Source organism: Naasia aerilata (assembly GCF_030296595.1).
Classification (GTDB): Bacteria; Actinomycetota; Actinomycetes; order Actinomycetales; family Microbacteriaceae; genus Naasia; species Naasia aerilata.
The window spans coordinates 240,391-265,929 of sequence record NZ_AP027731.1 but is presented as its reverse complement, the minus strand read 5'-3'; the positions used below and the strand labels follow the sequence as shown (position 1 = coordinate 265,929).

Here is a 25,539-nt window from a genome sequence, read left to right as displayed (position 1 = left end):
CGACAGCGCGGCTCGTGCCGCGGCAACGGCGGCACGACCTGCGAAGCCGGCGTCCACCGGAACCGCGAAGAAGGGCAACGGATCGCGCCGCGTCCAGGTGCCGGGGATCACGGCGGCGGCGAAGGCCGAGGAGCCGACCAGCGTGGAGCAGCCCTTTGAGGTCGGGCAGCCGACGGAGGTTCAGCGGCCGTCCGTCGCGCAGGAGCCGGCCGCCGCGCAAACGGCGACCGAGGACGTGCTCGTCGAGACGCCTCCCGCCGAGATCCGCCCCGCGATCGGCGACCCCGAGCAGGCGCCCGCCGCAGAGGAGGCGCCGCTCGATGATCCGGGCGTCGACGAGTATGCGGCCGAGCCGCCTGCGGATCACGAGGAGCCCCTTCTCGAGGAGCCCGCTCTGGAGGAGCCCGCTCTTGAGGAGCCGGTTGTCGAGGAGCCTCTCCTCGAGGAGCCCCTTCTCGAGGAGTCTCTCCCCGACGAGCCCGATCCCGAGGAGCTTGCCACCGAGGCGGCCCAGCCGGAGGCGCCCGTCGAGCCGACGCTGGACGACCCCGTCGAGGCGCTCGCCTCGGACGCCCCGCCCAAGGCCGACCTCTTCACCCCGCCGCTCGACCTGCAGACGCCACCCGCGACCCCGCGTCCGATGCCCAAGCGGCGCCCCGTCCGTCCCGAGGCGCCCGCCCGCGACCTGGGCGACGTCGTGCTGTCGATCCAGGGTCTCAGCAAGCGCTTCGGCGAGACCGTCGCGGTGGAGGACCTCGACCTCGAGGTCCGGGAGGGCTCCTTCTACGGGATCGTGGGCCCCAACGGCGCAGGCAAGACCACGACCCTGTCGATGATCACGGGCCTTCTCCGGCCCGATGCCGGCCGCGTCACGGTGCACGGCATCGACGTGTGGGGCGATCCGGTCCGCGCGAAGCGGACGATCGGCGTCCTGCCGGACACCCTGCGCCTCTTCGACCGCCTGACCGGTGCCCAGCTCCTGTACTACTCCGGCACCCTGCGCGGCCTCGACAACGAGACGGTGCGCGCGCGATCTGCGGACCTGGTGAAGGCGTTCGGCATCGAGGACGCGGTCGATCGGCTCGTCACCGACTACTCGGCCGGCATGACGAAGAAGATCGCGCTGGCCGCGGCGATGATCCACTCGCCGCGCCTGCTCGTCCTGGACGAGCCGTTCGAGTCCGTCGACCCCGTGTCGGCGGCCAACCTCAACGAGATCCTGCAGAAGTACGTCGAGGCGGGCGGCACGGTGGTCCTGTCCAGCCACGGCATGGACTTCATCCAGCGGGTCTGCGATCACGTCGCGATCATCGTCGCGGGCCGCGTTCTCTCGGCCGGGACCATGGACGAGGTCCGCGGCGAGAACACGCTCGAGGAGCGCTTCGTCGAGCTCGCCGGCGGCCGCAAGGCGGCCGAGGGCATGGAGTGGCTGCACTCCTTCACCGACTGATCGCGACGCCTCCCCACTGTCGCGCCGCGCGGCGCTAGTCCTGGATCCGCAGTCCCATCGCGCTCGCGAGCAGGGGCGCGAGGAGCGCGAGCTGGTCGCCGTCCACGGTGGCGCCGCGGAGGCTCTCCACTCCGCAGATCTCGGAGAACTCGGCGCCGCGCAGGTCGGTGTCCGTGAAGGTCGCACCCTGCACGGCGAACACGGCGATGCTGCTGCCGGGGAAGGCGGTGCGGCGCACCTTGGCGCCGCCCAGGTCGAGCTCGTCGATGCGGCAGTCCTGGAAGACCACGTCCGTGAGGGTCGCCCCGCGCAGGTTCACGAAGCCGAGCTTGCAGCCGACGAAGCGCACCGCGGTCCAGTTGGCGTCGTAGAGCTCCGCGGAGCCGAGTCGGCCCTCCTCGACGAGCACGTCCCGCCAGGTCGACCGGGGCGCACGGAAGACCGGCACGTCCACGCGGCGCACCCGCGTCTCCAGGACGCGTGCTCCCCGCAGGTCGGCGTCGGGCCCGCGGAGGCCGTCGAAGTCGCACTCCGACAGAGTGCTGTTCGCGAGGCTCAGGCCGGTCAGGTCCAGGTCGGTGAAGGTGAGCGCATCCACCCGATCGCCCGCGTCGAGGTCGCCCGGGAAGCCAGGAGCGAGGTCGTCGAGCCGCATCGAGGGAGCGCGAGGCGCCGGGAGGCGTGCCGCCATGTCCTCCTCCGTCCCCTGAGAGTGCCCTGCGCCCGACGCTACCCGATCGGCCTCGAAGCGACTGCTCAGCTGAGCAGGCGGCGATGCAGCTCCGCGAAGGCTGCGGCGTACTGGCTGGTCGCGGGGTAGTTGCTGTGCGTCGCGACCTTCTCGTAGGGGCCGGGCTCCAGCTCGGAGGCCCCCGATCGACCAGGTTGCCCTCGTCGTTCGAGTACGAGTGCACGGGGAAGCCGAGGAAATCGGTGCGCCGCCACAGGTTGATCCAGGCAGGGCCCGACGGATGGTCGAGCAGGTCGCACAAGGTGGGCGACATCGCCCGGCCCGAGAAGGTCTCCTGCTGCGGCGTCTCGTCGAGCAGGATCTGGCGCAGCCACGGATCGGCGCCGAACAGCGTGGGACGCAGTGTGGACCGCGTCCCGAGCACGCGCGGCCCGAACAGGTCGGGGAAGAAGCGCCCGAAGTATGCGCGCGGCTGACTGCCGTAGGTGAGGAGGCCGATGCGGTGCAGGGGCGCCTCGACCACGGCGTACCGGGCGAAGAGCGTGGCGATCGCGAGGACCGTTCCGAGGCTGTGTGCCGACACGATCACCTTCCGGTCGGGAGCGAGCGGGTCGCCGAGCCAGCGCTCGATGCGGTCGTTCAGTTCCGGCACCACCCGCTCGGAGTAGGAGGGCGGCCCGAAGGGATGACCGGCGCGGGGCAGGAAGCAGATCAGGTCCCACAGCATCCCGACCGGCCGCTCCTTGTTGGTCAGCGCGTTGGCCGCCACGGCCGCGACGACGGCGAGGGCCGACGCACCCAGCACCGCGATCGCGATGTCCTGAGCCGGCTGCGAGAAGCGGATCCAGTGCGCCCAGCCCGTGGTCGAGGAGGTCCCCACCTGGGTGTCGACCGCGACCGTCGCCGCGACGCCGAGCGCGATGGCGGCCGCCACGACAGCGAGCAGCGGCTCGCCGCGGTGGGCCAGGGCCGCGAACCGGCGGGCGCGGAGGACTCGCACGACCAGCCGGTCGTCGGAGGTCGCAGCGGGCGGCGTGCCGCCCGGATAGGCGGGCAGCGGCGCCACCTCCCGGCCGCCGTCGCGCGGCACCGCCGAGGTGAGGACGGGCAGCCGGACGAGCCTCGCGACGACGACCGCGACGAGCACGAGCGCCTCCGCCACCAGCATCCCGAGCAGGACGAGGCCGAACTCGACGTAGGCGTCCGGCGTGTGCAGGACCGGCGGGGCCGACGAGGGCACCCGCCACATGCCGAACACGGGCGGCGCCGCGGGGGACCCGAGCCAGCGCCCCACGCCCACGACGAGCAGGCTCGTCAGCAGCATGGTCGCGCCGAGCGCGAGGAGGAGCACCACTCCGGGGCCGGCTCCGCTCCAGGCTGTGCGCGCGTGCTCCGCGCCGTCGCGCGCCCCGAGCACGACCACCAGGACGAGCTGGGCGGCCACGAGGACGGCCGCCAGACCCTGCCACAGCAGGTCCAGGGAGCCGGACTGCTGAGGGGCGAGGTAGGGGACGGCCAGGAGCGCCAGCGCGGGTGCCAGCAGGAGGAACGACAGCCAGGGTGGAACGCCCCTGCGCCAGCCGAGGCCCGAGAGGGCGATCATCAGGAGGGCGATCAGCAGGGCGCTCGGCGTCGCCACCAGTCCGAGGAACCGGGATGCGCCGCCGGTCGCGCCCGAGCCGGTGCCCGTCGGCACCGCGCCGGCGATCCCGTTCCCGAGGAAGAGCGGCACCGAGGCCGCAAGGAGGATGCCGGCCGAGCGGCGGCGGCTGCGCACCACCTCGTCGCTCTCGGGCGTCTCCGCGACCGCGGCGACGAGCGCGACCACGAGGACCAGGCCGAGGGCGGCGAGGATGCCGAGAACGGCGCTAGCAGGGGAGGACGCTCCGAGCCGCTCTGGGGAGAGGCAGCCCGCCGTCAGGAAGCCGCCGGGCTCCGCGCACTCGGGGTGCCCGGAGTAGACGCGGTCCCAGGCCAGGAGGACGGTCACGAGGAGCAGCACCGCGGCGAAGTGCAGCCGCTCGGTCGTCGACCCGAGGCGCGCCTTCGACCAGAACCCGGGGGTCGCCAGGGTCGGTGCGCTCTCGCTGGTCCCCGCCGCGAGGCGATCCGCCATCGCCGTGACGCCCGCCTCGTACCGCACGCGGCCGCGACGCGCGAGGACGTAGAGGAGCAGCATGCCGCCGACGGGGACGAGCGAGAGGATCGCCAGCCGCAGGCCGCGATCGAGCCCTGCGAGCGCGTCGAAGGCCGCGGGCAGCTGTGAGCAGACGCCGTCCTTCGTGTAGCACTGCACCCCGATCAGGTCGAGCGAGACCGCCGCAATGGCGCAGACGTACAGCAGCGTGAGGCCCAGTGCGAAGAGCCGCACGAGGGCGGCGCCGCGGCCGGGGACCCAGCCGTTGCGGATCCGCTGCGCTCGCATCCGACGCGTCCAGTACGCGACGTTGCAGAGTCCGAACGGCAGGATGAACAGCCAGCCGATGTGCACCGCCAGCTGGCCGAGGAGCGGCAGCGCCGTTCCGCCCGTGCGGGCGAGGAGGCCCCAGGAGTAGGCCTCGCGCCGCACGTCCGTCGGCCGATCCGGGGTGTCCTTGTCCGCCACCCAGAAGCCGCCCGCCTCGTCGCCGTCGACCTGGTGGACCTCCGACTCCTTCACGCCCAGCATGGTGCCCGGGAGGGTGTTCTTGACCCCGTGGACCCGCAGCTCGAGGACGGAGGGGCCGGACGGATGCGGCATCGGGCCTCCCTCGGTCGGCCAGAAGATACGCCCGCCGCTGCCGGCCGAACCAGAGCCTTTCGGCGCAGTGCGACGGGGGCCGTCCGCGGTTCAGGTCCGGCCAGGGGCGACGCGCCGGGCGCCGCACCCCTCCTCTAGGCTGGGGGCGAAACCGGATGACCGCAGAAGCCCCAGCCCCCAGCAGACTCGACCTGCTCGCTCGACCGAGGCGAACCTCCTCGGCACAGCGGTGCGCCTGAAGCTGCGTCTGCTGGTGAACTCGTTCAAGCGCAGCCCGTGGCAGGTCGTCGGCCTGGTCCTCGCGGTGCTGTACGGCTTCGGCGTCGCGGTGCTCGGCGTCGCGCTGCTCATCGGACTGCGGTTCGCCGATGCCGAGCTGGCCCGCAACGCGACCGTTCTCGGCGGCTCCTTGATCGTGCTCGGCTTCCTGCTCGTGCCGCTCGCCTTCGGAGTGGACGACACCCTCGACCCGCGCCGCTTCTCGCTCTACGGCATCCCGAACACCCGGCTGGCGACGGCGCTCGCGGTCACCGCGCTGATCAGCGTGCCCTCGGCGGCACTCGCTCTGATCGCCCTGGCCTCGATCGTCACCTGGTCGCGGGATCCCGGCATCTTCCTGCTCGGCGTGATCTCGGCGCCGCTCGTCCTGGCCACGTGTGTCCTCGCCGCCCGCGTGAGCACCTCCGTCGCGGCGTTCCTGCTCGCCACCCGCCGCGCGCGCGAGTTCATGGCCGTCGTGGCGATCCTGGCCCTCGTCCTTATCTCGCCGGTGATCGTCGTCCTCTCGAGCATCGACTGGGCCGCGGACGGGGAGCGGCAGGTCGCGGGATCGCGGACATCCTCTCCTGGACGCCTCTCGGCGCCGCATGGGCGTTCCCGGGCGACTTCGCGACCGGGCGGACGGGCGCCGGCTTCCTGCACCTCCTGATCGCCGCGGCGACGATCGCCCTGCTGTGGCTCGCCTGGCGGGCCCTCGTGGCCTGGATGCTCGTCACCCCGGCGCGCGAGGCGCGGGCGAAGACCTACGGCGGGCTCGGCTGGTTCGACCGGCTCCCGTCCACACCGACCGGCGCGATCGCCGCGAGGAGCGCGACGTACTGGTGGCGGGATCCGCGCTATCGGATGTCTCTCATCGTGATCCCGATCACCCCGATCCTGATGATCGTGCCGCTCCTGGTGGTCGGTGTGCCGGTCCAGATCCTGGCCCTGATCCCGGTGCCGATCATGTGCCTGTTCCTCGGCTGGTCGACTCTGCACAACGACGTGGCCTTCGACAACACGGCCATCTGGCTGCACGTCGCGTCGGGCACCCGAGGCCGGGCGGACCGCTTGGGCCGCCTCTTCCCTGCGCTCGCCCTGGGACTCCCCGTGCTCATCATCGGCTCCGTGATCAGCGCCGCCGTCTACGGCGACTGGAGTGTCCTCGGCGGCCTGCTCGGCGTCGGTTCGGCACTGCTGTTCGGCGGCATGGGATTCTCCTGCGTCACGTCGGCGCGCTTCCCCTATCCCGTCGTGCGCCCGGGCGACAGCCCGTTCAGCCACCCGCAGAGCACGACCGCGACGACGGTGGTCGTCCAGGGGTTCGCGCTCACCGCGTCCCTGCTCCTCACGCTGCCCGCGATCGTGTTCGCCGCGCTCGGCTTCCTCGGCTCGGACACCTGGTTCTGGGCGTCGCTCGGCGCCGGGGTCTTCGTGGGCCTCGTGGCGCTGTGGGGCGGGGTGCTGCTCGGCGCCCGGATCTTCGACCGGCGCGGGCCGGAGCTGCTGAGCGCCTCCCTGCTCAACTGAGGCGGAGGGACTCCGGTCGGGACGACCGGCAGCGGGCCGCGCGTAGACTTCCGCCATGGCACCAGCGGACTCTCCCGGAACCGGCGGGGGCACCGACACCCTCGACCGCGAGCTCGAAGAGCTCCTCGAGAAGGAGCAGCTCGACGAGGGCGACCACGACCGGTTCGCCCATTACGTCCGCAAGGAGAAGATCGTGGAGTCGGCGGTCACCGGGAAGCCGGTCATCGCGCTCTGCGGCAAGGTGTGGGTGCCCGGACGGGATCCTCGAAGTTCCCGGTGTGCCCCACCTGCAAGGAGATCTACGAGTCCCTCAAGGACTGACGGGCGACACCGAGGCGCCTCCCGCGTCCGGCGTCACTTGTAGACGGTGGGCAGCACCGGGTCGCCGCCGCTCAGGCGGAAGGCGTCCGGCGGCAGCTCCGCCATCGCGGCGGCGTGGTGCTCGCGCGCGAGCTTCGTGCCCTCCGGCCCCAGCCAGCGCGGGTCCGGGACGCCGCCCTCGGCGAGCGTCACGTGCAGCGCTCGCTCCGCGTGCTTCGGCGCGGGGTGGGAATCCGACCCGTGCTCCTCGATCCGCAGGACCTCCGCTCGGGCCACGCCCGAGTCCGACAGGCGCCGGAACGCGTGCTTCCGGCCGCCGACGCTCGACTTCCCGCCCGAGGACTTCTTCGCCACCGAGACCCACTCGCCCTGGTCGTCCTGGTGCGCGACCAGCTTGTAGACCATCCCGGCGGCCGGGTAGCCCGAGCCGGTGACGACCGACGTGCCGACGCCGTACGCGTCGACGGGGGAGGAGCTGAGGGACGCGACGCTGTACTCGTCGAGGTCGCTCGTCACGGTGATGCGCGTCTTGGTCGCGCCGAGCGAGTCGAGCTGGGCGCGCACCTCCGCCACCTGGCTGGCCAGGTCGCCGGAGTCGATGCGGACCGCCCCGAGCTCGGGGCCGGCCACCTCCACGGCACGGCGGACCGCGGTCGGGACGTCGAAGGTGTCGACGAGGAGCGTGGTTCCGGTGCCGAGGGCGGCCACCTGGGCGCGGAACGCCTCCTCCTCCGTGTCGTGCAGGAGGGTGAAGGCGTGCGCGGCCGTTCCCATGGTGGGAACGCCCCAGCGACGCCCCGCCTCGAGGTTCGAGGTCGCCGAGAATCCGGCGATCCAGGCGGCGCGGGCGGCGGCGACCGCGGACCACTCGCCCGTGCGGCGGGACCCCATCTCGGCGACGGGGCGGCCTGACGCCGCCGACACGACGCGCGCAGCTGCGGTCGCGACGGCGCTGTCGTAGTTGAGGACGCTGAGCAGCACGGTCTCGAGCAGCACGCACTCGGCGAAGGTGCCCTCGACGACGAGGATCGGCGAGCCCGGGAAGTAGATCTCGCCCTCCTGGTAGCCGGTGATCCGGCCCGTGAACCGGTAATCGGCGAGCCAGTCGAGGGTCGGGCGGCGCACGATGTGCTCGTCGGACAGCCACGACAGTTCGTCATCGGTCAGCCGGAAGTCGGCGACCGCCTGCAGCAGCCGGCCGGTGCCGGCGACGACGCCGTAGCGACGGCCGCCGGAGAGGCGCCGGCCGAAGACCTCGAAGACGCTCTGTCGCTCGGCGGTGCCGGCTTGGATGGCCGCGTCCACCATCGTGTACTCGTACCGGTCGGTGAGAAGCGCCGTGCTGTCCGTCACCGGGCCAGCCTACTGACGGCACACCCCCGCCGACTTCTCGACGGGGGCGGGGAAAGCCCCACGACGGGGGACTGCCGCGCCCCCGCCGCGCGTCCCTAGCATCGGGTCATACCTTCCGCGCTACCCGGCGCGGATGCGGCCGCTCCACCCCGAGCGGTTCCCTCTGCCCGAGAGGCATGCCCATGTTCTCCCTGCCTTCGCCGAACGCCGACGACCTCGCCTTCGCCGCCCAGCTGCACGAGGGGCTCGAGGCGATCCCCGTCACCGTCGCCGTCATGGTGCTCGTGGCCCTGGCCGCCGCGCTCGCCATCACCACCCTCCGCCGCCGCGAGACCGGCCGCGAGCTCGCCACCGCCTCGGCGGAGGGCGCCGCGGCCGAGCGCCGGAAGGTCGACGCCTAGACTGAGCCGGTGGCTGACGCACCGATCGGAGTCTTCGATTCGGGCGTCGGCGGTCTGACGGTCGCCCGCGCGATCCTCGACCAGCTGCCCAACGAGTCGATCCTCTACGTCGGCGACACCGCCAACGGGCCCTACGGTCCCAAGCCGCTCGCCGTCGTCCGCGAGCTCGCGCTCGACATCATGGACGACCTCGTCGCGCAGGGCGTGAAGCTCCTCGTCATCGCCTGCAACACGGCGTCCGCGGCCGTGCTCCGCGACGCGCGCGAGCGCTTCACCGAGGGCTACGGCATCCCCGTGGTGGAGGTGATCCTGCCCGCGGTCCGCGCCGCGGTGCACCAGACGCGCAACCGCCGGGTGGGCGTCATCGGCACCGTCGCCACGATCACGTCGCGCGCCTACGACGACGCCTTCGCGGCGGCCCCCGACCTCGAGCTGGTCTCCGCCGCCTGCCCGCGCTTCGTGGAGTTCGTCGAGGCCGGCGTGACGACGGGCGACGAGCTGTTCGCCGCCGCCAGGGAGTACCTCGCGCCGATCGTTGCCGCCGACGTCGACACCCTCGTGCTCGGCTGCACCCATTACCCGCTGCTGTCCGCAGCCATCCAGTACGTGGTGGGCCCGGACATCCGGCTGGTGTCGAGCGCCGAGGAGACCGCGCGCGACGTGTACCGCCGGCTCGTCGAGCACGGGATGCTGCGCACGACGCCGACGCGCCCCACGCGGGTGTTCGAGGCGACCGGCGACGACGCCGACGAGTTCAGCCGCCTCGCCCGCCGCTTCCTGGGGCTCGAGGCGCCCATCGCCGAGTCGGTGCTCACCGGGTCGATCCAGCTTCCCCACCTGAGAGGTGCTCCATGACCGCCACCCGCGTCGACGGCCGAACCCACGACCAGCTGCGGGAGGTCACGATCGAGCGCGGCTGGAGCAAGCAGGCCGAGGGCTCCGCGCTCATCTCGTTCGGCCAGACGCGCGTGCTGTGTACCGCCTCCTTCACGAACGGCGTGCCGCGCTGGCTGTCCGGCAAGGGCTCGGGCTGGGTCACCGCCGAGTACTCGATGCTGCCGCGCGCGACGAACTCGCGCAGCGACCGGGAGTCGGTCAAGGGCAAGATCGGCGGACGCACGCACGAGATCTCCCGGCTGATCGGCCGCTCGATGCGGGCGATCATCGACCTCAAGGCGCTGGGGGAGAACACGGTCGTCCTCGACTGCGACGTCCTCCAGGCCGACGGCGGAACCCGGACCGCGGCCATCACCGGCGCGTATGTGGCGCTCGCCGACGCGGTCGAGTGGGCGCGGGAGAAGAAGTTCATCGGCCAGCGCTCGGTGCCGCTCGTCGACAGCGTGGCGGCCGTGTCCGTCGGCATCATCGACGGCGAGCCCATGGTCGACCTCGCCTACACCGAGGACGTGCGCGCCGAGACCGACATGAACGTCGTGGCGACCGGTCGCGGCCTCTTCGTGGAGGTTCAGGGCACCGCCGAGCGCGCGCCCTTCGACCGGCGCGAGCTCGACTCGCTGCTCGACCTCGCCCTCAGCGGCACGGACCGGCTCGCCGCGGTGCAGCGCGAGGTGCTCGGCCTGCCCGCCGACTCATGAGCGACGCCGGCGTGCGCGTCGTCCTCGCCACCCACAATGCCCACAAGGTCGAGGAGCTGCGGCGGATCCTCGGACCCGAGCTCGGCATCCTCGAGCTGGTCGGCTACGACGGGCCCGAGCCGGTCGAGGATGGCAGCACCTTCGAGGAGAACGCGCTGATCAAGGCGAGGGCCGCCGCGGCGCACACCGGCCTCCCGTCGATCGCCGACGACTCGGGCATCGCCGTCGACGCGCTCGGGGAGCGCCGGGCATCCACTCCGCGCGATACGCGGGCACGCGCATGGACGCGGACAACGTCGCGCTGCTGCTCGCCAACCTGGAGGGCGTGGAGGACCGCACGGCGCACTTCCTGTGCGCGGCCGCCGCCGTGCTCCCGGACGGCACCGAGCACGTGGTGCTCGCGGACTGGCCGGGGAGCGTCCTCGAAGCCGCGGCGGGAGAGGGCGGCTTCGGCTACGACCCGATCTTCCGCCCGGAGGGGCTCGAGGTGTCCTCGGGGGAGCTGACGGCCGCGGAGAAGGACGCGATGAGCCACCGCCGCCGCGCCTTCACGGCCCTCCTGCCCTGGCTCCACGACCGCCTCGGCTGAGCGCGGGTACGCCCCGCCTTCCTTGCCGAGGTGGCACTTGTTGTCCGCAAAACCGCGAGGTGACAGCAACAAGTGCCATCTCACGGTCGCTAGAGGTCGCCCTTCGGCGCTGAGCTCGTGAGCCTCGCTCGGCGAAAACCTCGGATGCCGCCGATGAGCAGGAGCACGCTGAGCGCGGCCAGACCGAGGGGGATCGGTTGCAGCCCGTGGACCAGGAGCATGACCCCTGCCGCCGCCAGCGCGTAGGCGGGAATCAGCACCCACGACCAGGCGGCGATCCGCGAGAGCGGCGCCTTGCGAGCGAAGCGCTCGATCTCCGCGGCGACTCCCTCGGGAGAGGATCCGGTGGTGCGCTGGATGCGCGCGATCCTGCTCAGCCAGACCATCCCGGGGCCGAGAACCCCGAGGAGCAGCCCCATGATGAGAGTGAGGTAGCCCTGCACCTCGCCGCGGAAGACCCACGCCGTGCCGAGAACGAGCCCCGTCACTGCTGTGACGGATCCGAGGATGCCGAGACCGAGGAGCAGCTTCTCCACCCGTCGCGCCGTCCTGGTCTGGTCCTTCGCCATCCCCGCATCCTGGCGCAGACCGCACCCGACTTGCCACAGAATCCCGGTTCAGAGCCCTCGAAGCGGGATTCTCTGGCAAGTCGCCCTTACCCCGCCATCCGTGCGCTTCGGGCGGCGCGCGGGTCCAGCGGTTTCCGGGGAGCAGGTGGGACCGTACGGTGGAAACGATGGACCACGACCACACCTCGGGATCGACGGGGCGGCGCCTCACCGCCGCGCTGGTCATCGTCGCGGTCTTCCTGCTCGTCGAGGTCGTCGGCGCGGTCCTCTCCGGATCGCTGACCCTGCTGGCGGACGCCGGCCACATGGCGTCGGATGTCGTGGGCCTCGTGATCGCGCTGGTCGCCACCGGCGTCGCCGCGCGTCCGGCGACCGACCGGTCCACCTTCGGCTACCGGCGGGCCGAGGTGCTCGGCGCTCTCGTCAACGGCCTCATCCTCGCGGGTGTCGCGCTGTGGGTCGGGATCGAAGGGCTTCGCCGGCTGTTCGCGACCGATGACCACCCGGTCCTCGCCGGCCCGATGCTCATCGTCGCCGTGCTCGGCCTCGCCGCGAACGTCGCAGCCCTGGCCGTCCTGCGGGGCGGGCGCGGCCACAGCATCAACCTCCGGGCCGCCTACCTCGAGGTCCTCGGCGACCTCATCGGCTCGGCCGCGGCCATCGTCGCCGCCGTGATCATCCTGCTGACGGGGTTCGCGGCAGCGGACGCGATCGCGTCTCTGTTCGTCGCGGTCCTGCTCGTGCCGCGCGCCGTCACCCTGCTCCGCGACGTCGTGTCGGTGCTCACCGAGTCAGCGCCGTCGGGCACCGACATGGCCGCGATCCGCGCGCACATCTGCTCCACCGTGGGCGTCGTCGACGTGCACGACGTTCATGTCTGGGCGATCACGCACGGCTCTCCGGTGTTCACGGCGCACGTCGTCGTCGACTCCGAGGTCTTCCACCGGGGCGACACGGACCGCCTGCTCGACGAGCTGGCCGGGTGCCTCTCCGGCCACTTCGACGTGGCGCACTCGACGTTCCAGCTGGAGCCGGCGGGCCACGCCGAGCACGAGGACCACGGCCATGCGTGACGTCCCGCACGCGGGCGCGTCCGGGGCCGCCGCACCGGGTCAGTAGAGTTCCGCCATGGACACGGCGGCCGTTCCCGGGGTCGCGCCCGCACGCGTGCGCCTCTGGACCCTCCTCGGCCCGGCCGTCGTCGCCGGGGTCGCCTACCTGGATCCGGGCAACGTCGCGAGCAACATGACGGCGGGCGCGCGGTACGGCTACCTGCTCGTGTGGGTCGTGATAGCCGGCAACACGATGGCGTGGCTCATCCAGTACCTGTCCGCGAAGCTCGGCATCGTCACCGGGCGGAGCCTTCCGGAGAACCTCGGCCACCGCATCCGGCGCCGCCCCGCGCGCATCGCCTTCTGGGTGCAGGCGGAGCTCGTGGCGATGGCGACGGACATCGCCGAGGTCATCGGCGGGGCGATCGCGCTTCAGCTCCTGTTCGGCCTCCCGCTGCTGCTCGGCGGAGCCATCACGGGTGCCGTGTCGCTCGCCCTGCTCACCGTGCAGACCCGGCGAGGGGCGCGCCCCTTCGAGCGGATCATCACCGGGCTCGTGGTCGTCATCGCCCTCGGCTTCGGTGCGGGGGTTGTCGTCGGGCCGCCCGACCCCGCCGAGGCGGTCGCCGGACTGGTGCCGCGGTTCGCGGACAGCGGCTCGGTCCTCCTCGCCGCCTCGATCCTCGGCGCGACCGTGATGCCGCACGCCATCTACGCGCATTCCGCGCTGACCCGTGACCGCTTCGGCGAGGCCCTCACGGTCGGCGACCGCTGGCTGCGGATCCGCGCCACGCGGCTGGACGTCACCATCGCCCTCGCCGTGGCGGGGACGGTCAACGTCATCATCCTGCTGGTGGCGGCCGCGTCGCTCCGCGGGGTGCCCGGCACGGAGACGCTCTCGGGCGCCCACCAGGCGCTGTCGGACGGGCTCGGCCCGATGGTGGCGACCCTGTTCGCCATCGCGCTGCTCGCATCCGGGCTCGCCTCCAGCTCGGTGGGCGCCTACGCGGGCGCCGAGATCATGCACGGCCTGCTGCACGTCCAGGTTCCGCTGCTGACCCGCCGGCTCGTCACGCTGATCCCCGCGCTGCTGCTGCTCGCGATCGGCGTGGACCCGACGCTCGCGCTCGTGATCAGTCAGGTCGTGCTGTCATTCGGCATCCCCTTCGCGCTGATCCCGCTCGTGCTCCTCACGGGACGCCGCTCGATCATGGGGGACGCGCGCAACACCGCGTTCACCACCGTTCTGGCGGTGGTGGCCGCCGTCCTGCTGGTGGCCCTCAATCTGACACTGCTCTGGCTGCTGGTGACCGGCGCCTGACGCCGGCCACCTCAGCCGAGAGGTGCCGGAGGACCAGCGACGGGTCCGGCGCGGACGCGCCTAGTCGACCTTCTGGTCGAAGGCCGACGGGTCGAGCGCGAGCGCCTGAGCCGTCGCGGCATCCGCGGCCCGGCCCTCCGCACGCGCCTTGCGCGCCTTCCGGGTCGACTGGATGTAGTGGTAGATCGTCGGCACGAGGGCGATGAGCACCGCGCCGATGAGGATGACGTCGATGTAGTGCCGGACGAAGTCGGCCAGCGGCGGGATGTAGCCCAGGAAGTAGCCGATCAGGGTGAGCCCCGCTCCCCAGATCAGCGCGCCGACCAGGTTGTACAGCGAGTACTTCTTGTAGTTCATCTTGCCGACGCCCGCAGCGACCGGCGCGAAGGTGCGAACGATCGGCACGAAGCGCGCGACGATCACGGCGAGGCCGCCGAAGCGCTCGAAGAACTTGTTGGTGCGACGGACGTTCTCGATGCTGAAGAGGCCCGTCTCCTTGCGCTCGAAGATGCGCGGACCGGCCTTGTGACCGATCAGATAGCCGACCTCGCCGCCGAGGAACGCGGCGAATCCGATCGCGAGACAGACCCACCAGATCGGGATGGTGATCCCGCCCTTCTCGGCGAGATCGTGCATCCCGTAGAAGGTCAGCAGGCCGGTGATGATGAGCAGCGTGTCGCCGGGCAGCAGGAATCCGATGAGGAGGCCCGTCTCCGCGAACACGATGAAGCACACCCCGAGCAGGGCGAACGCGCCGAAGGTCGTGATGAGGGCATCCGGGTCGAGCCAGGGAATGAGAGCGGTGTGCACGAAGCTCCTGACATCGGCGCGGCGAGGCGCGACGGAAGGCGGTCAGTGGGTCGCACTCAGGGTAACGGGGGAACCCGGGGATGTGGGGAGAAAGGCCGCGCCTGGTGGGGCGGCAGTGGCATCAGGTGATGGTGCTGCCCGGGGCGGAGTCGTCGAGGTCCGGATCGTAGCCGGGCTCCAGCTCGGAGACGACCTCGGCATGGGGCTGGCGGAGAGTGGCGATCCGTCGGTCCAGTTCAGCGAGCAGCTGGCCGGAGTCGAGGTCCGCCTCAGGACCGTCGACCTCCGCGGAGGTCATCTGGCTTGCAGGCCCGAGGAGGATGTCCACGGAGCGGACCGCGCCAGCGTCGTCGACGGTGGGGAGTTGGACCACGTCGTCGGTCGCTGCGCGCCCCATGAGCTTGGCGTATTCGAGCACCTTGGCGGCGATGGCATCCGTGGTGACGAACTGAGCGTCGGCGTAGGCGATTCTCCTCATGCCTCCAGTGTTTCCACAGGAGCCTCCTGCCGATAGACCTTGCGAAGGACGGTGGCTTGGAATACCGGTGCCGCTCGGATGTCAAGCATCTAGGCCTTCCGGCCGTCCGCGCCTAGCCTGCGAGAGTGAAGCACCTCACCTATTCCAACAAGTCCATGCTGGTCGGCGACATCGCGGCTGACCTGATGGTCGAGTACGCGGCGACCCTGGCTCATAAGCGCGACGGTGACACCGTCAGCCTGAACGTCATCAACGCGGACGGGAACGAGGCTGAGGCGATCTTCTTGCTGGACACGGGCGCTCCGCTGATGGCGGAGACGGTCAACTCCAGCCTGCCCGAACCGGGGAACGCCGAAGCGGAGGCGTACATGCGCGGCCAGATCATGGAGCGCTCCGACCCGTCTCCTGCGGCATCCCAGGATCAGGAGACGTCGTCCGCCTACGAGCACTTCGACTTCGATACCGCAGCACCGGTCGAGATCGACTAGGCGTAGCGAGGTCGACTAGGCGCGGCGCGGCGCGGCCCGTCCCGAGGAACCGCCGCTCCTAGTAGTCCGTGAAGTCCAGGCTCGCGTACGCCCGCGCGCCCCGAGGCGGGTCGAACGGGTAGGCCAGGTCGCCGTCGTCGCGGACGTCCTCGGCAACCTCTTCGTGTTCCACGACGATCGATACGCCCGCCGTCACGAGAACGGAGACGGTGCGGTTGCCCACCTCGACGAAGCTGACGAACCCGGCGCCGGCGAGCGCCGCTTCCACGACCGACATCTTGATCAGTTCGGGGTCGTGACCCTGCGCCAAGTAGAAGGTCTGGTTGGCGACCCGGATCCGCGTTCGCAACATGTGGGTCCCCTTTCGCCGCCTCTCTTCCGGCGGCGGTCAATCCGAAAACGATATGCCTGCTCCAGCCTCATGGCAAGCCGAACCGCTTGACGCTCAAACGGGTTGACACCGGCGCTGGTGCGCGCAAGGGTGTGCGGAGCGCGCGCTCGCGGCGGGCCGGGGCGGGAGACCGACGAATGGGCAAGCTTCACTACGGGGATGCCCTCGTCGTCGAGTTCGAGGACCGCCTGCTGGCGCACCTGCAGATCGCCATCGGCGTCAAGCTCCGCCGCAACGAGTCGTTCCACTTCGCGTGGCGGGACGAGCAAAGCGTGGGCGGCGGGCGGAGCACGATATGGATGCATCCTGCCGTCCCTTTACGGTTCCACTACCGCTCACGCGCGCTGCCTTCGCTGAACCTGCACTGGGTGGACGGGCTCATCGGGACGGCCAACACCGCGGCGGGGCTGCGCATCATCCCCGAGCCCAAGGAAGAGCAGGCCGAGCGGAAGTAGCGCCGCCCTCGGGGAGGATGCCGACAGGTCTCGGGCGCGGCCGTGGCACCGTGCGGAAGGCGGGACTTGAACCCGCACGCCCAAGGGCACAGGAACCTAAATCCTGCGTGTCTGCCAGTTTCACCACTCCCGCGAGCGCGACCAGTGTATCGGCGGGGTTGCACGGCCATTGCAGCGCCGATCCCGTTCCGAATGAGAGGGCTCCCGGCTTCTAGCGTTCCTCGCATGGCACCGGACATGACGCTGCTGGACACCCAGCCGATCTCCCTTCCCGACCTGGTCGACCTCGGCCGCGCGCCCACCCCGCGCTCCGGGGGCGCTCCTGTCCGCCCGGCTCCCGCCGCTCCGGCTCCCACTCGCGTCGCGCCATCGCCGGCCGCCGCCGGGTGGGAGCCGGACATCCTCGGCCGCGGCTTCGAGCAGCGCACCCTGCGGCTGCCGGACGACGACGAGGGCGCGGTGGTCGCGACCGTGGTTCGCCACGCTCCCCGCACGCCGCTGACCGGGCCGGCGGACGACGTGGACGTCCTGTACGTGCACGGCTGGTCCGACTACTTCTTCCAGACGCACCTCGCCGAGTACTGGGCGGGTCTCGGCGCCCGCTTCCACGCGCTGGACCTGCGCAAGTACGGCCGCAGCCTCCGCAGCTGGCAGACGCCCGGCTTCGTCGCCGACCTCGGCACCTACGACGAGGACCTCGAGGCCGCGCTCGAGGCGATCGGCCACGGCCGCACCCAGCGCTCCGACCGCCGGCTGGTGCTCATGGGGCACTCGACCGGCGGTCTCACGCTCAGCCTCTGGGCCGATCGCCACCCGGGTCGGGTGGCGGCGCTGGTCCTCAACAGTCCCTGGCTCGAGTTCCAGGGCGACTCGCTCGGCCGCCTCGCGATCGCGCCGATGATGGCGCTGTCCGCGCGATTCCGGCCGCAGGACGAGCTGCCCCGCATCGACCTGGGCTACTACGCCCGCACCCTCCTGGTGGACTACGGAGGGGAGTGGGACTACGACCGGGTCTGGCGGCCCGAGCACGGCTTCCCGGCCACGCCCGCGTGGCTCGCCGCGATTCTGGCCGGGCACTCCGCGGTCGCCCGCGGTCTGGAGATCCAGGCGCCCGTCTTCGTCTGGCTCGCGAAGCGGAGCGCGCTGGGCCCGTTCTGGCACGAGCGGATGCGGACCTCCGACGTGGCGCTCGATGTCGAGGAGGTCGCCCAGCGCGCGCTGAAGCTCGGGCCCGCCGTGACGGTCGTGCGCGTCCCGGACGCGGTGCACGACATCACGCTGTCCGCCCCCGGGGTGCGCGCGAGGGCCGAGGCGGAGCTCAGCCGCTGGCTCCGCGGCTACGTCTGCTGAGGACCCGGCAGCGGCGCCTTCAACCCCTGCCCGGGAGTTCTCGCCCGGTTCTACCCTGAGCGCATGGCGACGGCATCAGCGGCGAAGTCGGAGGCGCAGCACGACGCAGGGAGGCTGCGGCAGAGCACGTGGTTCCGTGCGGGCGCCCGCACCGGCTTCGCGGTCGCGGGGCTCCTGCACCTGCTGATCGGCGCGCTCGCGATCTCCGTCGCGGTCGGTGGAGGCGGTCAGGAGACCGACCAGTCGGGTGCGCTCGCCGCCCTCGCGACAAACCCGCTGGGCAGGGTGGTGCTGTGGGTCGTGGTGGTCGGCCTCTTCGCCGTCGGGGTGTGGCAGGTCCTCGAGGCGATCACGGTCGGCGACGCGGACCCGAAGAAGCGCAACGCGAAGCGGATCAAGGAGGCGGGGATCGCGGTCGCGTACTTCGCCGTGGCGGTGACCGCGTCCCAGTACGCGACCGGAGGCGGAGGAAGCACGGAACAGGGCACAGAGGTTGCCACCGCGGGGCTTCTCGGCAGCCCGCTCGGCGTCGCCCTGCTCCTCGTCGTCGCTGCGATCGCGCTCGGTGTGGGCGCCGGATTCATTATGTCCGGCTTCAGGAAGAGCTTCGAGGAGACTCTCGTGCTCCCGCCCGGCGCAGCAGGCGGGGCAACCGTGCTCCTCGGCCGGGTGGGCTACGTGGCCAAGGGCATCGCGGTTGCGGTCATCGGCGTCCTCTTCGCCACCGCCGTGTTCACGGCCGACCCGAAACGAGCGGGTGGCCTGGACGGGGCGCTCAACGCACTCGCGCGGCTCCCGTACGGCGTCGTGATCCTGCTGGTGATCGGGATCGGCTTCGTGGCATACGGGCTCTTCTACGGCGTGCGCGGGTGGCGGGCGCGGCTCTAGACCGATTTCCCTCGAGGGGTCACAGCTCGTCGTAGAAGCCGGCGGCCACGTCGGGGAGGTCCGGCTCCGGGGCTGCCCGGTTGGACCGGTCGCTGCTCTCGAAGACCAGCAGGGCCTTCCGGGTGACGAAGAGGCGCACCTCCCGGCCGTCCTCGGCCGCGAACTCGACCCAGCGGTCTCCCGATCGGGCCGCCTCTTCGATGGACGCCTTCAGCGCGTCGAGATCCGCGTCCTCCGGCAGAGGGTAGGACTCGTCCTCGAACCTCAGCCAGGTATGTGCCACGTAGGGACACGCCACGGCCTCCCGAGGATGCCCCGTGCGCCATTGCGTCTGGGCGCCCCGACGACTAAGTGGCCGCGCGGTGTTCCGACCGGCGGTGCCGGGCCCTCCGCCACATCGCCTGCGGCACGAGGTGCGAGACGGCCCAGAGTCGGAGCAGCCTCTCCCGCACCGACAGCGCGGGCGAGAGGTCGGGCAGCGCTGCCTCGTCGATCTCGTAGCCGCCGTCGCCGGCGTCGTACCGGAGTGCGGACGACCGGACGACACGGTGGGGCCAGAACTCGGCCTCCGGCCGGTCCAGGACGAGGACGTCACCGGCGGAACCCGTGGGCGACCAGGACGCCTCCTTCTCGTGCCAGAACTCCTTGCTGCTGACCCTCCTCCGGACCCGCCGCTCGATCTGCGGCGGAGTGCGGTACTGCAGGTGGCGGAGCCGGATCCGGATGGGCGATGCGGCCTGTGCCGCGATCGCTCCCCAGCGCACCCCGGGGATGTGACGGAAGAACCGCTCCTCACCCCAGCCGGTGGCGTAGTAGCGCGGAGTGTCCGGCGTCCAGTTCCGCGTGTAGCCCTCCGGGGCCGCGTCGTACGCCTCGAGGTCGCGGTCGGTGAAGTAGTACTCGATGCTCGCGCTGTGGACGACCCCGTAGCGGAGGGGGACCCGGGCGAGCACCTGCCGCGGGTCGTCGACGAAGAACTCGTCAGCATCGAGCCACGCCCACCAGTCGCCGAGCTCGGCGCGGTCTCTCACGCCCTCGACGACGCGCTGGCGCAGTGCGATGGTGAAGGGACCGGTGTTCCGCTCGCGCAGCACCACCCGGGGATCCTCCTCCGCCAGGCGCTGGAGGATCTCCCACGTCCCGTCGGAGCTGCTGTCGTCCATCACGTAGATGAAGTCGGCCCAGCGGAGAGCGGCGCGCACGGCACTTTCGATGATGTCCGCCTCGTCACGAACGAGACAGATCGCGTGTATTCGAGGCATGCGCTCTCATCCCCTCGGATCGCGGGAGACTCTACCGTTCGCGGCCTCCCCAAGCCGTGATCCAGTCCGGCCGAGTGCCGCTGTGGACAACCGCGGCGGCTCGGCCCGGCAACGCCGACACTGGGCGGGTGGCGAGCACCGTCGGGACCATCACCGAGCGCGTGCGGGCACGCGTGCGCCGGGACGGGGTCGACCTGAGCGCCGATCGGGCCGCCGCCGTGCGCTACGTGCGCGATGAGGTGCAGCGGTATTCGGAGCACGCGCTCGGCGGCGGCGAGCCGCTGCTCGGGGACGAGGAGGCGACGGAGTCGGCGGTCCTCGCCTCGCTGACCGGGTTCGGGCCGCTGCAACCGCTCCTCGATGACGAGGGCGTCGAGGAGATCTGGATCAACAGTCCCACCCGCGTCTTCGCGGCCCGGGACGGAGTGGCCGAGCTCACGCCGGTCCTCCTGGAGGAGGGGAGGTGCGCGACCTGGTCGAGCGGATGCTGCAGTCCTCCGGCCGTCGGGTCGACCTGTCTTCGCCCTTCGTGGACGCGTCCCTGCCAGACGGGTCTCGGCTCCACGTGGTGATTCCCGACGTGACCCGGCGGCACTTGGCCGTCAACATCCGCAAGTTTTCCCGGCGCGTCCGGGACCTCAACGCCCTGGTCGCCCTCGGGTCCCTCGACCGGCGGGCCGCGGACTTCCTCCGCATGGCCGTGCAGGCGCGGCTCAATGTCCTCGTCTCCGGAGCAACGCACACCGGCAAGACGACCCTCCTTGGCGCCCTGCTGGCAGCGTCCGCGCCGGGGGAGCGGATCGTGACGGTGGAGGAGACGTTCGAGCTCGCGCCGGGCGGGCGGGATGTCGTCGCTCTGCAGTGCCGGCAGCCGAGCCTCGAGGGCACGGGCGAGATCACCCTGCGCCGGCTGGTGAAGGAGGCGCTGCGGATGCGCCCCGACCGGCTCGTGGTGGGAGAGGTCCGCGAGGCCGAGGCTCTCGACCTCCTGATCGCCCTCAACAGCGGCGTGCCCGGCATGTGCAGCATCCACGCCAACAGCGCCGAGGACGCCCTCCGCAAGCTGTGCACGCTGCCACTGCTCGCCGGCCGCAACATCGACGGCGCGTTCGTGGTGCCGACCGTGGCGTCCTCCGTCGACCTCGTCGTCCACTGCGTCCTGATGCCTGACGGCCGGCGGCGGATCGCCGCGGTCGCGGAGCCGCGCGGCGGTCGCGACAACGCGCCGCTCACGGCAGTCGACCTGCTCGCGCTCGAGGACGGCGAGCTTCGGCCGACCGGGGCGCTCCCAGAGCGCTCGGCGCGCTACGCCGCCGCCGGTCTCGACCCCTCCCTCCTGCTGCGGGCGACCGGGTGAGGCTCCTCCTCTGTGCGGCCTTCGGCGCCGGACTCCTGCTCCTCGCCTCCCCGTGGATCTGGCCGGGCGGCTTCTCCCGCCGACCGTCGGGCCGCGGGTCACGGCTTCGGGAGGCGCTTGCGCAGGCAGGACTCGACGGCATCCCGCTGCGGGCTCTGCTCGCGCTGTCGCTGCTCGCCGCCCTCGCCTCGGGAGGCCTAGTGCTGGCCTTCACCAGTGCGACCGCGCTCGGTATCGCCGCGGGCCTGCTCGGGCTCGCGCTGCCCGCCCTTCTCGTCGGCTCCCGCGCCCGCCGTGCGCGCCGGGCGGCGCGGGCGGCCTGGCCGGATCTCCTGGACCACCTCGTCGCCTCCCTGCGGTCGGGCGTCCCCCTGACCGAGGCGCTCGCCGGGCTCGCCGCAGTGGCCCCGCCGTCCTTCCGTGCGCCGTTCGCCGCGTTCGGCGCGGCCTACGCGTCCACCGGGAATCTCGGCCTGTGCCTCGACGAGCTCAAGCAGCGGCTCGCCGATCCGGTCGCCGACCGCCTCCTCGAGACCGTGCGGATGGCGCGCGAGGTCGGCGGCACCGAATTGCCCGGGGTCCTCCGAGCGCTGGGCGCCTCGCTGCGCCAGGAGGCGGCGGTGCGCGGCGAGATCGAAGCGCGCCAGTCATGGACGCGCGGTGCCGCGCGGCTGGGGCTCGCCGCGCCCTGGGTCGTGTTCGCGCTGCTCAGCACGAGGCCGGAAGCGGCCGCGGCCTACGGGACGCCGTCGGGCATCGCGCTCCTGCTCGGCGGGCTGGTCGTCTCCCTGGTCGCGTACCGTCTCATGCTCGCGGCCGGCCGCCTCCCGCCGGAGCGGCGGTGGTTCCGGTGACGGCGCCGATGGGCTGGGCGCTCCTGCTCGGCGCGGTCCTCGGCGTCGGCCTCTGGGCGCTGCTCGGCGTCGTCCCGCGGATCTCCGCGCCCCGCCTCGCAGACCGCATCGCCCCGTCCCTCACCGACGTGTCGGCGGAGGCGCGGAGAATCGTGGCACGACGACCGGTGGACCCTCTGCCGCTGCTCGGCCTGCTCGGCGCACCGCTCCTGCTCTGGGCCCGCGCCACCCTCGACCGCGCCCTCGGCGGCCGGGACACCATCGCCTGGCGGCTGCGGGCAGCGGGGGATCCGCGCACGGTCGAGCGCCATCGGTCGGAACAGCTTCTGGCGATGGCCGCCGGCGCCGTGGTAGGCGGGGTCGCGGCGACGCTGACCCGGACGGGCGGCCCGCTGGTGCAGCTCGCCCTGCCGCTCACGGCCGCGGCACTCGCGCTCGTCGGCCGGGACTGGCTGCTCGCCCGGCGAGCTAGGCGGCGCCTCGAGCGGATGCGCGAAGAGCTGCCGACGGTGCTCGAGTTCCTCATGCTCGCGCTCGCGGCGGGCGAAGGCCTGCCGGACGCGGTCCGCCGCATCGCGCGCATCGGCTCGGGGAGCTCGCGGGCGAACTCGCCGGGGTGACCGCGGAGGTGCGAACCGGCGTGCCCTTCGCGGTCGCGCTGGCCCGGCTCTCGCGCGACCTCCGCCTGCCGCCCCTCACCCGCGCGGTCGAGCACCTGGTCGCCGCGTCGGAGCGCGGCGCTCCTCTCGTCGACGTGCTTCGCGCCCAGGCCGAGGACGCCCGCACCGAGGCCAAGCGCGACCTCCTCGAGTCGGCGGGGCGGCGGGAGATCGTCATGCTCGTCCCACTGGTGTTCCTGATCCTGCCGGTCACGGTGATCATCGCCGTGTTCCCGGGACTGCTGGTGCTGCAGACCGGGTTCTGACGCCCTCGCCGGCGGGGGCGCTGACCGAATCACGGAGAATCGCTCTGCTGGCGCCCGTCCATGCCGATCCGGGGACGGTTCGGCCCGGATCTCCGTGATTCGGTCAGGCACCCGGCGAAATGGCGCCGGGATGCAATAGGGCCGCCGGGCCCTGTCGGATAAGGCGGCCCCGATTCCACCAGGCGGGGGCCGGTTCTGGCCCTTACCCAAGCGTGGCCGGAGCGGTAGGGCTCAGGCCTCCCAGAAGCCTCGGCGTCACCTTCATCCCCATGAGTTCCAGGTGCGTCTCTTCGTCCATGCGATCCTCTCGCAGGGATCGTCGGGCCACACCAGACGTAGCTCCACTTAGGCTTCGGGCATGACCCTGGCCCAGGCCGCAGCAGCTGCAGCACCCACCCTGGATCCCTTGGTTGCGCTGCTGTTCGCAGGTGTCAGCGGTGCCGTGGTGGCCGGTGCTGGAGGGCTGGTCGGCATCTGGCTCCAGGGGCGCAGGGAGCACCAGCGCTGGAAGCGCGAGGAGCGCCTGCGAGCCTATGTGGCATTCCTTCGCAGGCTTGACCAGTACAACGTGGACCTCCGGCGCTCCGCTGCGAAGGGGAGACGGTTCATCCGTTCGGATACCAGCGACGTCATCTCTACCCTCGTCTTGCTAGGGCCCCGGGCCGTGGCAGATGCTGGGCGAGACGCGATAACGGCCATGCTAGATAAAGGGCAGGCCATCAGGGAGCTTCCGGAAGAGGAGCGAGGGGACGTCTCCAAGTACGAGCAGCACACACGCGACTTCAACCAGGCACGAAGTCGCTTCCTGCACGCCTGTCAAAAAGAGCTGGGTCTTAGCTAGCAAGCGCCCACAGGAGTCTCTGGCTCCCTCTTCCGCATGGACCGCGCCCTCAGTTCGTACACCGGGATGCAGAAGGGCCGCCGGACCCTGTCGGATCCGGCGGCCCCTACTCCGCTAGGCGCGGGTCAGTTCTTGCCCTTGCCCCCGCCGTGGCCCGAGTTGCCCGGGCCGGAGTTGCTCGAGCCCGAGTCGCTGTCGTCGGAGACGGTCGCGCCGCCATCGTCGTCGCCGGACTCGACCTCGCCGGCCGAGTCGTCGTCGCCCTCGTCTGCGGCGTCGTCCGCGCCATGGCCGCGGTTCTGGTGGGCCGCCTCGGAGACGGCCTCGCCGTGCTCGCGACCCTGTGTCGAGTCGTCGTGTGCGGCCTCCGTGACAGCGGTCGCGTGCTCCGTCTTGCCCTGGTCGGCGGTGCCGTCGTCGTCACCCACGACCGGCACAGTCGGGTCGACCGTGGTGCCGTCGTCTGTGGTGGTGTCGGGGATCGTCGTGCCGTCGTCCGTCGCGTCGCCGTCGACCGCCGGCGTCTCGTCGTCGGTCGAGACCGTGCCGACGATGTCGTTGAAGGACTGCTGAATCGGCGTCGGCAGCGCCTGCGCCGCTCCTGCGCCGACCGCGCCGACCGCCATGACGGTTGCGCCGATCGCGATCTTTGCCGCGAGCCCGAGCCCGGTGAACCAGCTGAAAACCATTCGTATTCTCCCCCTGTGCGGAAGCGGAGCCGCGAACGCGGCCGCTCCTCGATCGGATGCCGGCGGAAGACCCCCACCGCCGGCGAGATCCACGACGCGGAGTCGAGGCGAGCGGACAGCGCGGCGGAGGGCCGCGGAGCCGACTCGTAGGAAGCGAGCCGCAGGTCCTCGATGAACGCCGCGACCGGCTCCAGCTCGGCGCGCCCCGCAGGGGCGGTGCCGTTCAGGAGGGCTTCGACGTCCGCAGGGGACAGGCGGTTGTTCCTCATCTCACTACTCGCTATCGCTGAAGGGCCGCACAGGGGTACGGGTCGGGGAGATCTTTTTCGAAGTGCCTCGAGACCCCGGCGCTGCAGGGCCTTCACGGCGCCCGGGCGCTTGCCGACGATGTCCGCGATCTCGTCGATGGTGAGGTCGCCGAGGATGCGCAGGACGAGCACATCGCGCTGCGCCTCGGGCAGCTCCTCGAGGAGCCGCCGCGTGGAGGCGTCGCCGATCCGGTCGAGCGCCTCGTGCTCGGCGCTGGGGGAGCTGCGGAGGTCGCCGTCGTCGGTCCACTCGAACGTCGGCCCGCGCCGGGATCGGCGCCGGAGGTCGTCGACCAGTCGGCGGTAGGCGACGGTGAAGACGAAGGACCGGAGCTGCTCCTGACCGCCGGAGAACCGGGGGAGCTGCTCGAACACGGCGAGGAAGACGTCGCTCGTCAGGTCCTCGGGCTCCTCGGCTCCGCGGGCCCGGAGGAACCCGTGCACGGCGGGTGAGAGGTCCCGCCAGAGCTCGCCGAGCGCCCAGGGCGCTCCCGCCTGCGCGGCGACGAGCACGCTGGCGAACACGTCGCTGCGGGTTCGAGAGTCTGCGCCGGCCATCGGGCCGACCGTAGT

The 25,539-nt window shown here is 71.9% G+C and carries 26 protein-coding genes, 1 tRNA gene and 4 pseudogenes; 20 read left to right on the top strand and 11 right to left on the bottom strand.

The window, feature by feature from the left end; genetic code table 11:
* Positions 1-97: 97 nt before the first annotated feature.
* On the top strand, positions 98-1,450 hold the full coding sequence (locus tag QUE51_RS18340; RefSeq protein WP_434017231.1) for an ABC transporter ATP-binding protein: 1,353 nt from the start codon (positions 98-100) through the stop codon (positions 1,448-1,450).
* Between the two features lie 34 nt (positions 1,451-1,484).
* Here QUE51_RS18340 and QUE51_RS17715 read toward each other — a convergent pair whose 3' ends face one another.
* Complete coding sequence (locus tag QUE51_RS17715) at positions 1,485-2,105, bottom strand: pentapeptide repeat-containing protein (protein ID WP_350226750.1); 621 nt, start codon at positions 2,103-2,105, stop codon at positions 1,485-1,487.
* 316 nt (positions 2,106-2,421) lie between these two features.
* On the opposite strand from QUE51_RS17715, the gene QUE51_RS17710 reads away from it, so the two are divergent.
* The 4 genes and pseudogenes from QUE51_RS17710 to QUE51_RS01415 all read left to right on the top strand — a co-directional run bounded on the left by QUE51_RS17710 (position 2,422) and on the right by QUE51_RS01415 (position 6,990).
* Positions 2,422-4,407, top strand: coding sequence for a hypothetical protein (locus QUE51_RS17710; protein WP_350226698.1), 1,986 nt, complete (start codon positions 2,422-2,424; stop codon positions 4,405-4,407).
* 703 nt (positions 4,408-5,110) lie between these two features.
* Complete coding sequence (locus QUE51_RS01425; RefSeq protein ID WP_286277852.1) at positions 5,111-5,809, top strand: hypothetical protein; 699 nt, start codon at positions 5,111-5,113, stop codon at positions 5,807-5,809.
* A gap of 47 nt (positions 5,810-5,856) precedes the next feature.
* Positions 5,857-6,669 (top strand): hypothetical protein, encoded by an 813-nt coding sequence (locus QUE51_RS01420; protein ID WP_286277851.1) that lies wholly within the window; start codon positions 5,857-5,859, stop codon positions 6,667-6,669.
* A gap of 55 nt (positions 6,670-6,724) precedes the next feature.
* Positions 6,725-6,990, top strand: a pseudogene (locus tag QUE51_RS01415) (DUF3039 domain-containing protein).
* Between the two features lie 33 nt (positions 6,991-7,023).
* On the opposite strand, the gene QUE51_RS01410 reads toward QUE51_RS01415, so the two are convergent.
* Entirely contained in the window at positions 7,024-8,343 is a 1,320-nt protein-coding gene (locus tag QUE51_RS01410; protein WP_286277849.1) for a nicotinate phosphoribosyltransferase, read from the bottom strand.
* A gap of 182 nt (positions 8,344-8,525) precedes the next feature.
* Here QUE51_RS01410 and QUE51_RS01405 point away from each other — a divergent pair, with 182 nt between their 5' ends.
* The 4 genes and pseudogenes from QUE51_RS01405 to rdgB all read left to right on the top strand — a co-directional run bounded on the left by QUE51_RS01405 (position 8,526) and on the right by rdgB (position 10,928).
* On the top strand, positions 8,526-8,744 hold the full coding sequence (locus QUE51_RS01405) for a hypothetical protein (RefSeq protein ID WP_286277848.1): 219 nt from the start codon (positions 8,526-8,528) through the stop codon (positions 8,742-8,744).
* 9 nt (positions 8,745-8,753) lie between these two features.
* The gene (gene murI / locus QUE51_RS01400; RefSeq protein ID WP_286277847.1) at positions 8,754-9,599 is read left to right on the top strand and encodes a glutamate racemase; all 846 of its coding nucleotides are present in this window, start codon (positions 8,754-8,756) and stop codon (positions 9,597-9,599) included.
* Positions 9,596-10,339 carry a ribonuclease PH gene (gene rph / locus QUE51_RS01395; RefSeq protein WP_286277846.1) on the top strand — a complete coding sequence of 248 codons (744 nt, stop codon included), beginning with the start codon at positions 9,596-9,598 and terminating at the stop codon, positions 10,337-10,339. Before murI ends, rph begins: the two co-directional genes overlap by 4 nt.
* Positions 10,336-10,928, top strand: a pseudogene (gene rdgB / locus QUE51_RS01390) (RdgB/HAM1 family non-canonical purine NTP pyrophosphatase). The gene rph and the pseudogene rdgB overlap by 4 nt, the downstream one beginning before the upstream one ends.
* 89 nt (positions 10,929-11,017) lie before the next feature.
* Here the strand turns inward: rdgB and QUE51_RS01385 are convergent.
* Positions 11,018-11,497, bottom strand: a complete 480-nt coding sequence (locus QUE51_RS01385) for a hypothetical protein (RefSeq protein WP_286277844.1) — start codon at positions 11,495-11,497, stop codon at positions 11,018-11,020.
* A 167-nt stretch (positions 11,498-11,664) separates the two neighbouring features.
* Here QUE51_RS01385 and QUE51_RS01380 point away from each other — a divergent pair, with 167 nt between their 5' ends.
* Together QUE51_RS01380 and QUE51_RS01375 are read left to right on the top strand one after the other, a co-directional pair.
* Positions 11,665-12,570 carry a cation diffusion facilitator family transporter gene (locus tag QUE51_RS01380; RefSeq protein WP_286277843.1) on the top strand — a complete coding sequence of 302 codons (906 nt, stop codon included), beginning with the start codon at positions 11,665-11,667 and terminating at the stop codon, positions 12,568-12,570.
* A gap of 55 nt (positions 12,571-12,625) precedes the next feature.
* Positions 12,626-13,870, top strand: a complete 1,245-nt coding sequence (locus QUE51_RS01375; RefSeq protein WP_286277842.1) for an Nramp family divalent metal transporter — start codon at positions 12,626-12,628, stop codon at positions 13,868-13,870.
* A gap of 60 nt (positions 13,871-13,930) precedes the next feature.
* Here the strand turns inward: QUE51_RS01375 and QUE51_RS01370 are convergent, their stop codons facing one another.
* Together QUE51_RS01370 and QUE51_RS01365 are read right to left on the bottom strand one after the other, a co-directional pair.
* Complete coding sequence (locus QUE51_RS01370; protein WP_286277841.1) at positions 13,931-14,680, bottom strand: DedA family protein; 750 nt, start codon at positions 14,678-14,680, stop codon at positions 13,931-13,933.
* Positions 14,681-14,801: 121 nt separating this feature from the next.
* A complete protein-coding gene (locus tag QUE51_RS01365) occupies positions 14,802-15,158 on the bottom strand; it encodes a hypothetical protein (RefSeq protein WP_286277840.1) in 357 nt (118 codons plus the stop codon).
* A 125-nt stretch (positions 15,159-15,283) separates the two neighbouring features.
* Between QUE51_RS01365 and QUE51_RS01360 the strand changes: the two genes are divergently transcribed.
* Positions 15,284-15,646, top strand: coding sequence for a hypothetical protein (locus QUE51_RS01360; protein ID WP_286277839.1), 363 nt, complete (start codon positions 15,284-15,286; stop codon positions 15,644-15,646).
* Between the two features lie 58 nt (positions 15,647-15,704).
* Here the strand turns inward: QUE51_RS01360 and QUE51_RS01355 are convergent, their stop codons facing one another.
* Positions 15,705-15,998 carry a hypothetical protein gene (locus QUE51_RS01355; RefSeq protein WP_286277838.1) on the bottom strand — a complete coding sequence of 98 codons (294 nt, stop codon included), beginning with the start codon at positions 15,996-15,998 and terminating at the stop codon, positions 15,705-15,707.
* A 176-nt stretch (positions 15,999-16,174) separates the two neighbouring features.
* On the opposite strand from QUE51_RS01355, the gene QUE51_RS01350 reads away from it, so the two are divergent.
* A complete protein-coding gene (locus tag QUE51_RS01350) occupies positions 16,175-16,492 on the top strand; it encodes a DUF7882 family protein (protein ID WP_286277837.1) in 318 nt (105 codons plus the stop codon).
* Between the two features lie 51 nt (positions 16,493-16,543).
* Here QUE51_RS01350 and QUE51_RS01345 read toward each other — a convergent pair.
* A tRNA-Leu gene (locus tag QUE51_RS01345) sits at positions 16,544-16,625 on the bottom strand.
* Between the two features lie 92 nt (positions 16,626-16,717).
* Here QUE51_RS01345 and QUE51_RS01340 point away from each other — a divergent pair.
* Positions 16,718-17,842: an alpha/beta hydrolase gene (locus tag QUE51_RS01340; protein WP_286277836.1), complete on the top strand. Its 1,125-nt coding sequence runs from the start codon at positions 16,718-16,720 to the stop codon at positions 17,840-17,842.
* A gap of 63 nt (positions 17,843-17,905) precedes the next feature.
* Positions 17,906-18,730 carry a DUF1206 domain-containing protein gene (locus tag QUE51_RS01335; RefSeq protein WP_286277835.1) on the top strand — a complete coding sequence of 275 codons (825 nt, stop codon included), beginning with the start codon at positions 17,906-17,908 and terminating at the stop codon, positions 18,728-18,730.
* Between the two features lie 19 nt (positions 18,731-18,749).
* Here QUE51_RS01335 and QUE51_RS01330 read toward each other — a convergent pair whose 3' ends face one another.
* Together QUE51_RS01330 and QUE51_RS01325 are read right to left on the bottom strand one after the other, a co-directional pair.
* Positions 18,750-19,013 (bottom strand): hypothetical protein, encoded by a 264-nt coding sequence (locus tag QUE51_RS01330; RefSeq protein WP_286277834.1) that lies wholly within the window; start codon positions 19,011-19,013, stop codon positions 18,750-18,752.
* A 64-nt stretch (positions 19,014-19,077) separates the two neighbouring features.
* Positions 19,078-19,992: a glycosyltransferase family 2 protein gene (locus QUE51_RS01325; RefSeq protein WP_286277833.1), complete on the bottom strand. Its 915-nt coding sequence runs from the start codon at positions 19,990-19,992 to the stop codon at positions 19,078-19,080.
* 128 nt (positions 19,993-20,120) lie between these two features.
* On the opposite strand from QUE51_RS01325, the pseudogene QUE51_RS01320 reads away from it, so the two are divergent.
* The 5 genes and pseudogenes from QUE51_RS01320 (at position 20,121) to QUE51_RS01300 (ending at position 23,969) form a co-directional block, all read left to right on the top strand.
* A pseudogene (locus QUE51_RS01320) lies at positions 20,121-21,349 on the top strand (TadA family conjugal transfer-associated ATPase).
* Positions 21,346-22,203 carry a type II secretion system F family protein gene (locus QUE51_RS01315; RefSeq protein WP_286277831.1) on the top strand — a complete coding sequence of 286 codons (858 nt, stop codon included), beginning with the start codon at positions 21,346-21,348 and terminating at the stop codon, positions 22,201-22,203. The pseudogene QUE51_RS01320 and the gene QUE51_RS01315 overlap by 4 nt, the downstream one beginning before the upstream one ends.
* Positions 22,191-22,823: a type II secretion protein F gene (locus QUE51_RS01310; protein ID WP_286277830.1), complete on the top strand. Its 633-nt coding sequence runs from the start codon at positions 22,191-22,193 to the stop codon at positions 22,821-22,823. The genes QUE51_RS01315 and QUE51_RS01310 overlap by 13 nt, the downstream gene beginning before the upstream one ends.
* A complete protein-coding gene (locus QUE51_RS01305; protein ID WP_286277829.1) occupies positions 22,820-23,128 on the top strand; it encodes a type II secretion system F family protein in 309 nt (102 codons plus the stop codon). The genes QUE51_RS01310 and QUE51_RS01305 overlap by 4 nt, the downstream gene beginning before the upstream one ends.
* 358 nt (positions 23,129-23,486) lie before the next feature.
* Positions 23,487-23,969, top strand: a complete 483-nt coding sequence (locus QUE51_RS01300; protein WP_286277828.1) for a hypothetical protein — start codon at positions 23,487-23,489, stop codon at positions 23,967-23,969.
* Between the two features lie 125 nt (positions 23,970-24,094).
* Here the strand turns inward: QUE51_RS01300 and QUE51_RS01295 are convergent, their stop codons facing one another.
* On the bottom strand, positions 24,095-24,658 hold the full coding sequence (locus QUE51_RS01295; RefSeq protein WP_286277827.1) for a hypothetical protein: 564 nt from the start codon (positions 24,656-24,658) through the stop codon (positions 24,095-24,097).
* A 332-nt stretch (positions 24,659-24,990) separates the two neighbouring features.
* Positions 24,991-25,524: pseudogene (locus tag QUE51_RS17705) on the bottom strand (RNA polymerase sigma factor); the annotation flags it as partial.
* Positions 25,525-25,539: the final 15 nt, after the last annotated feature.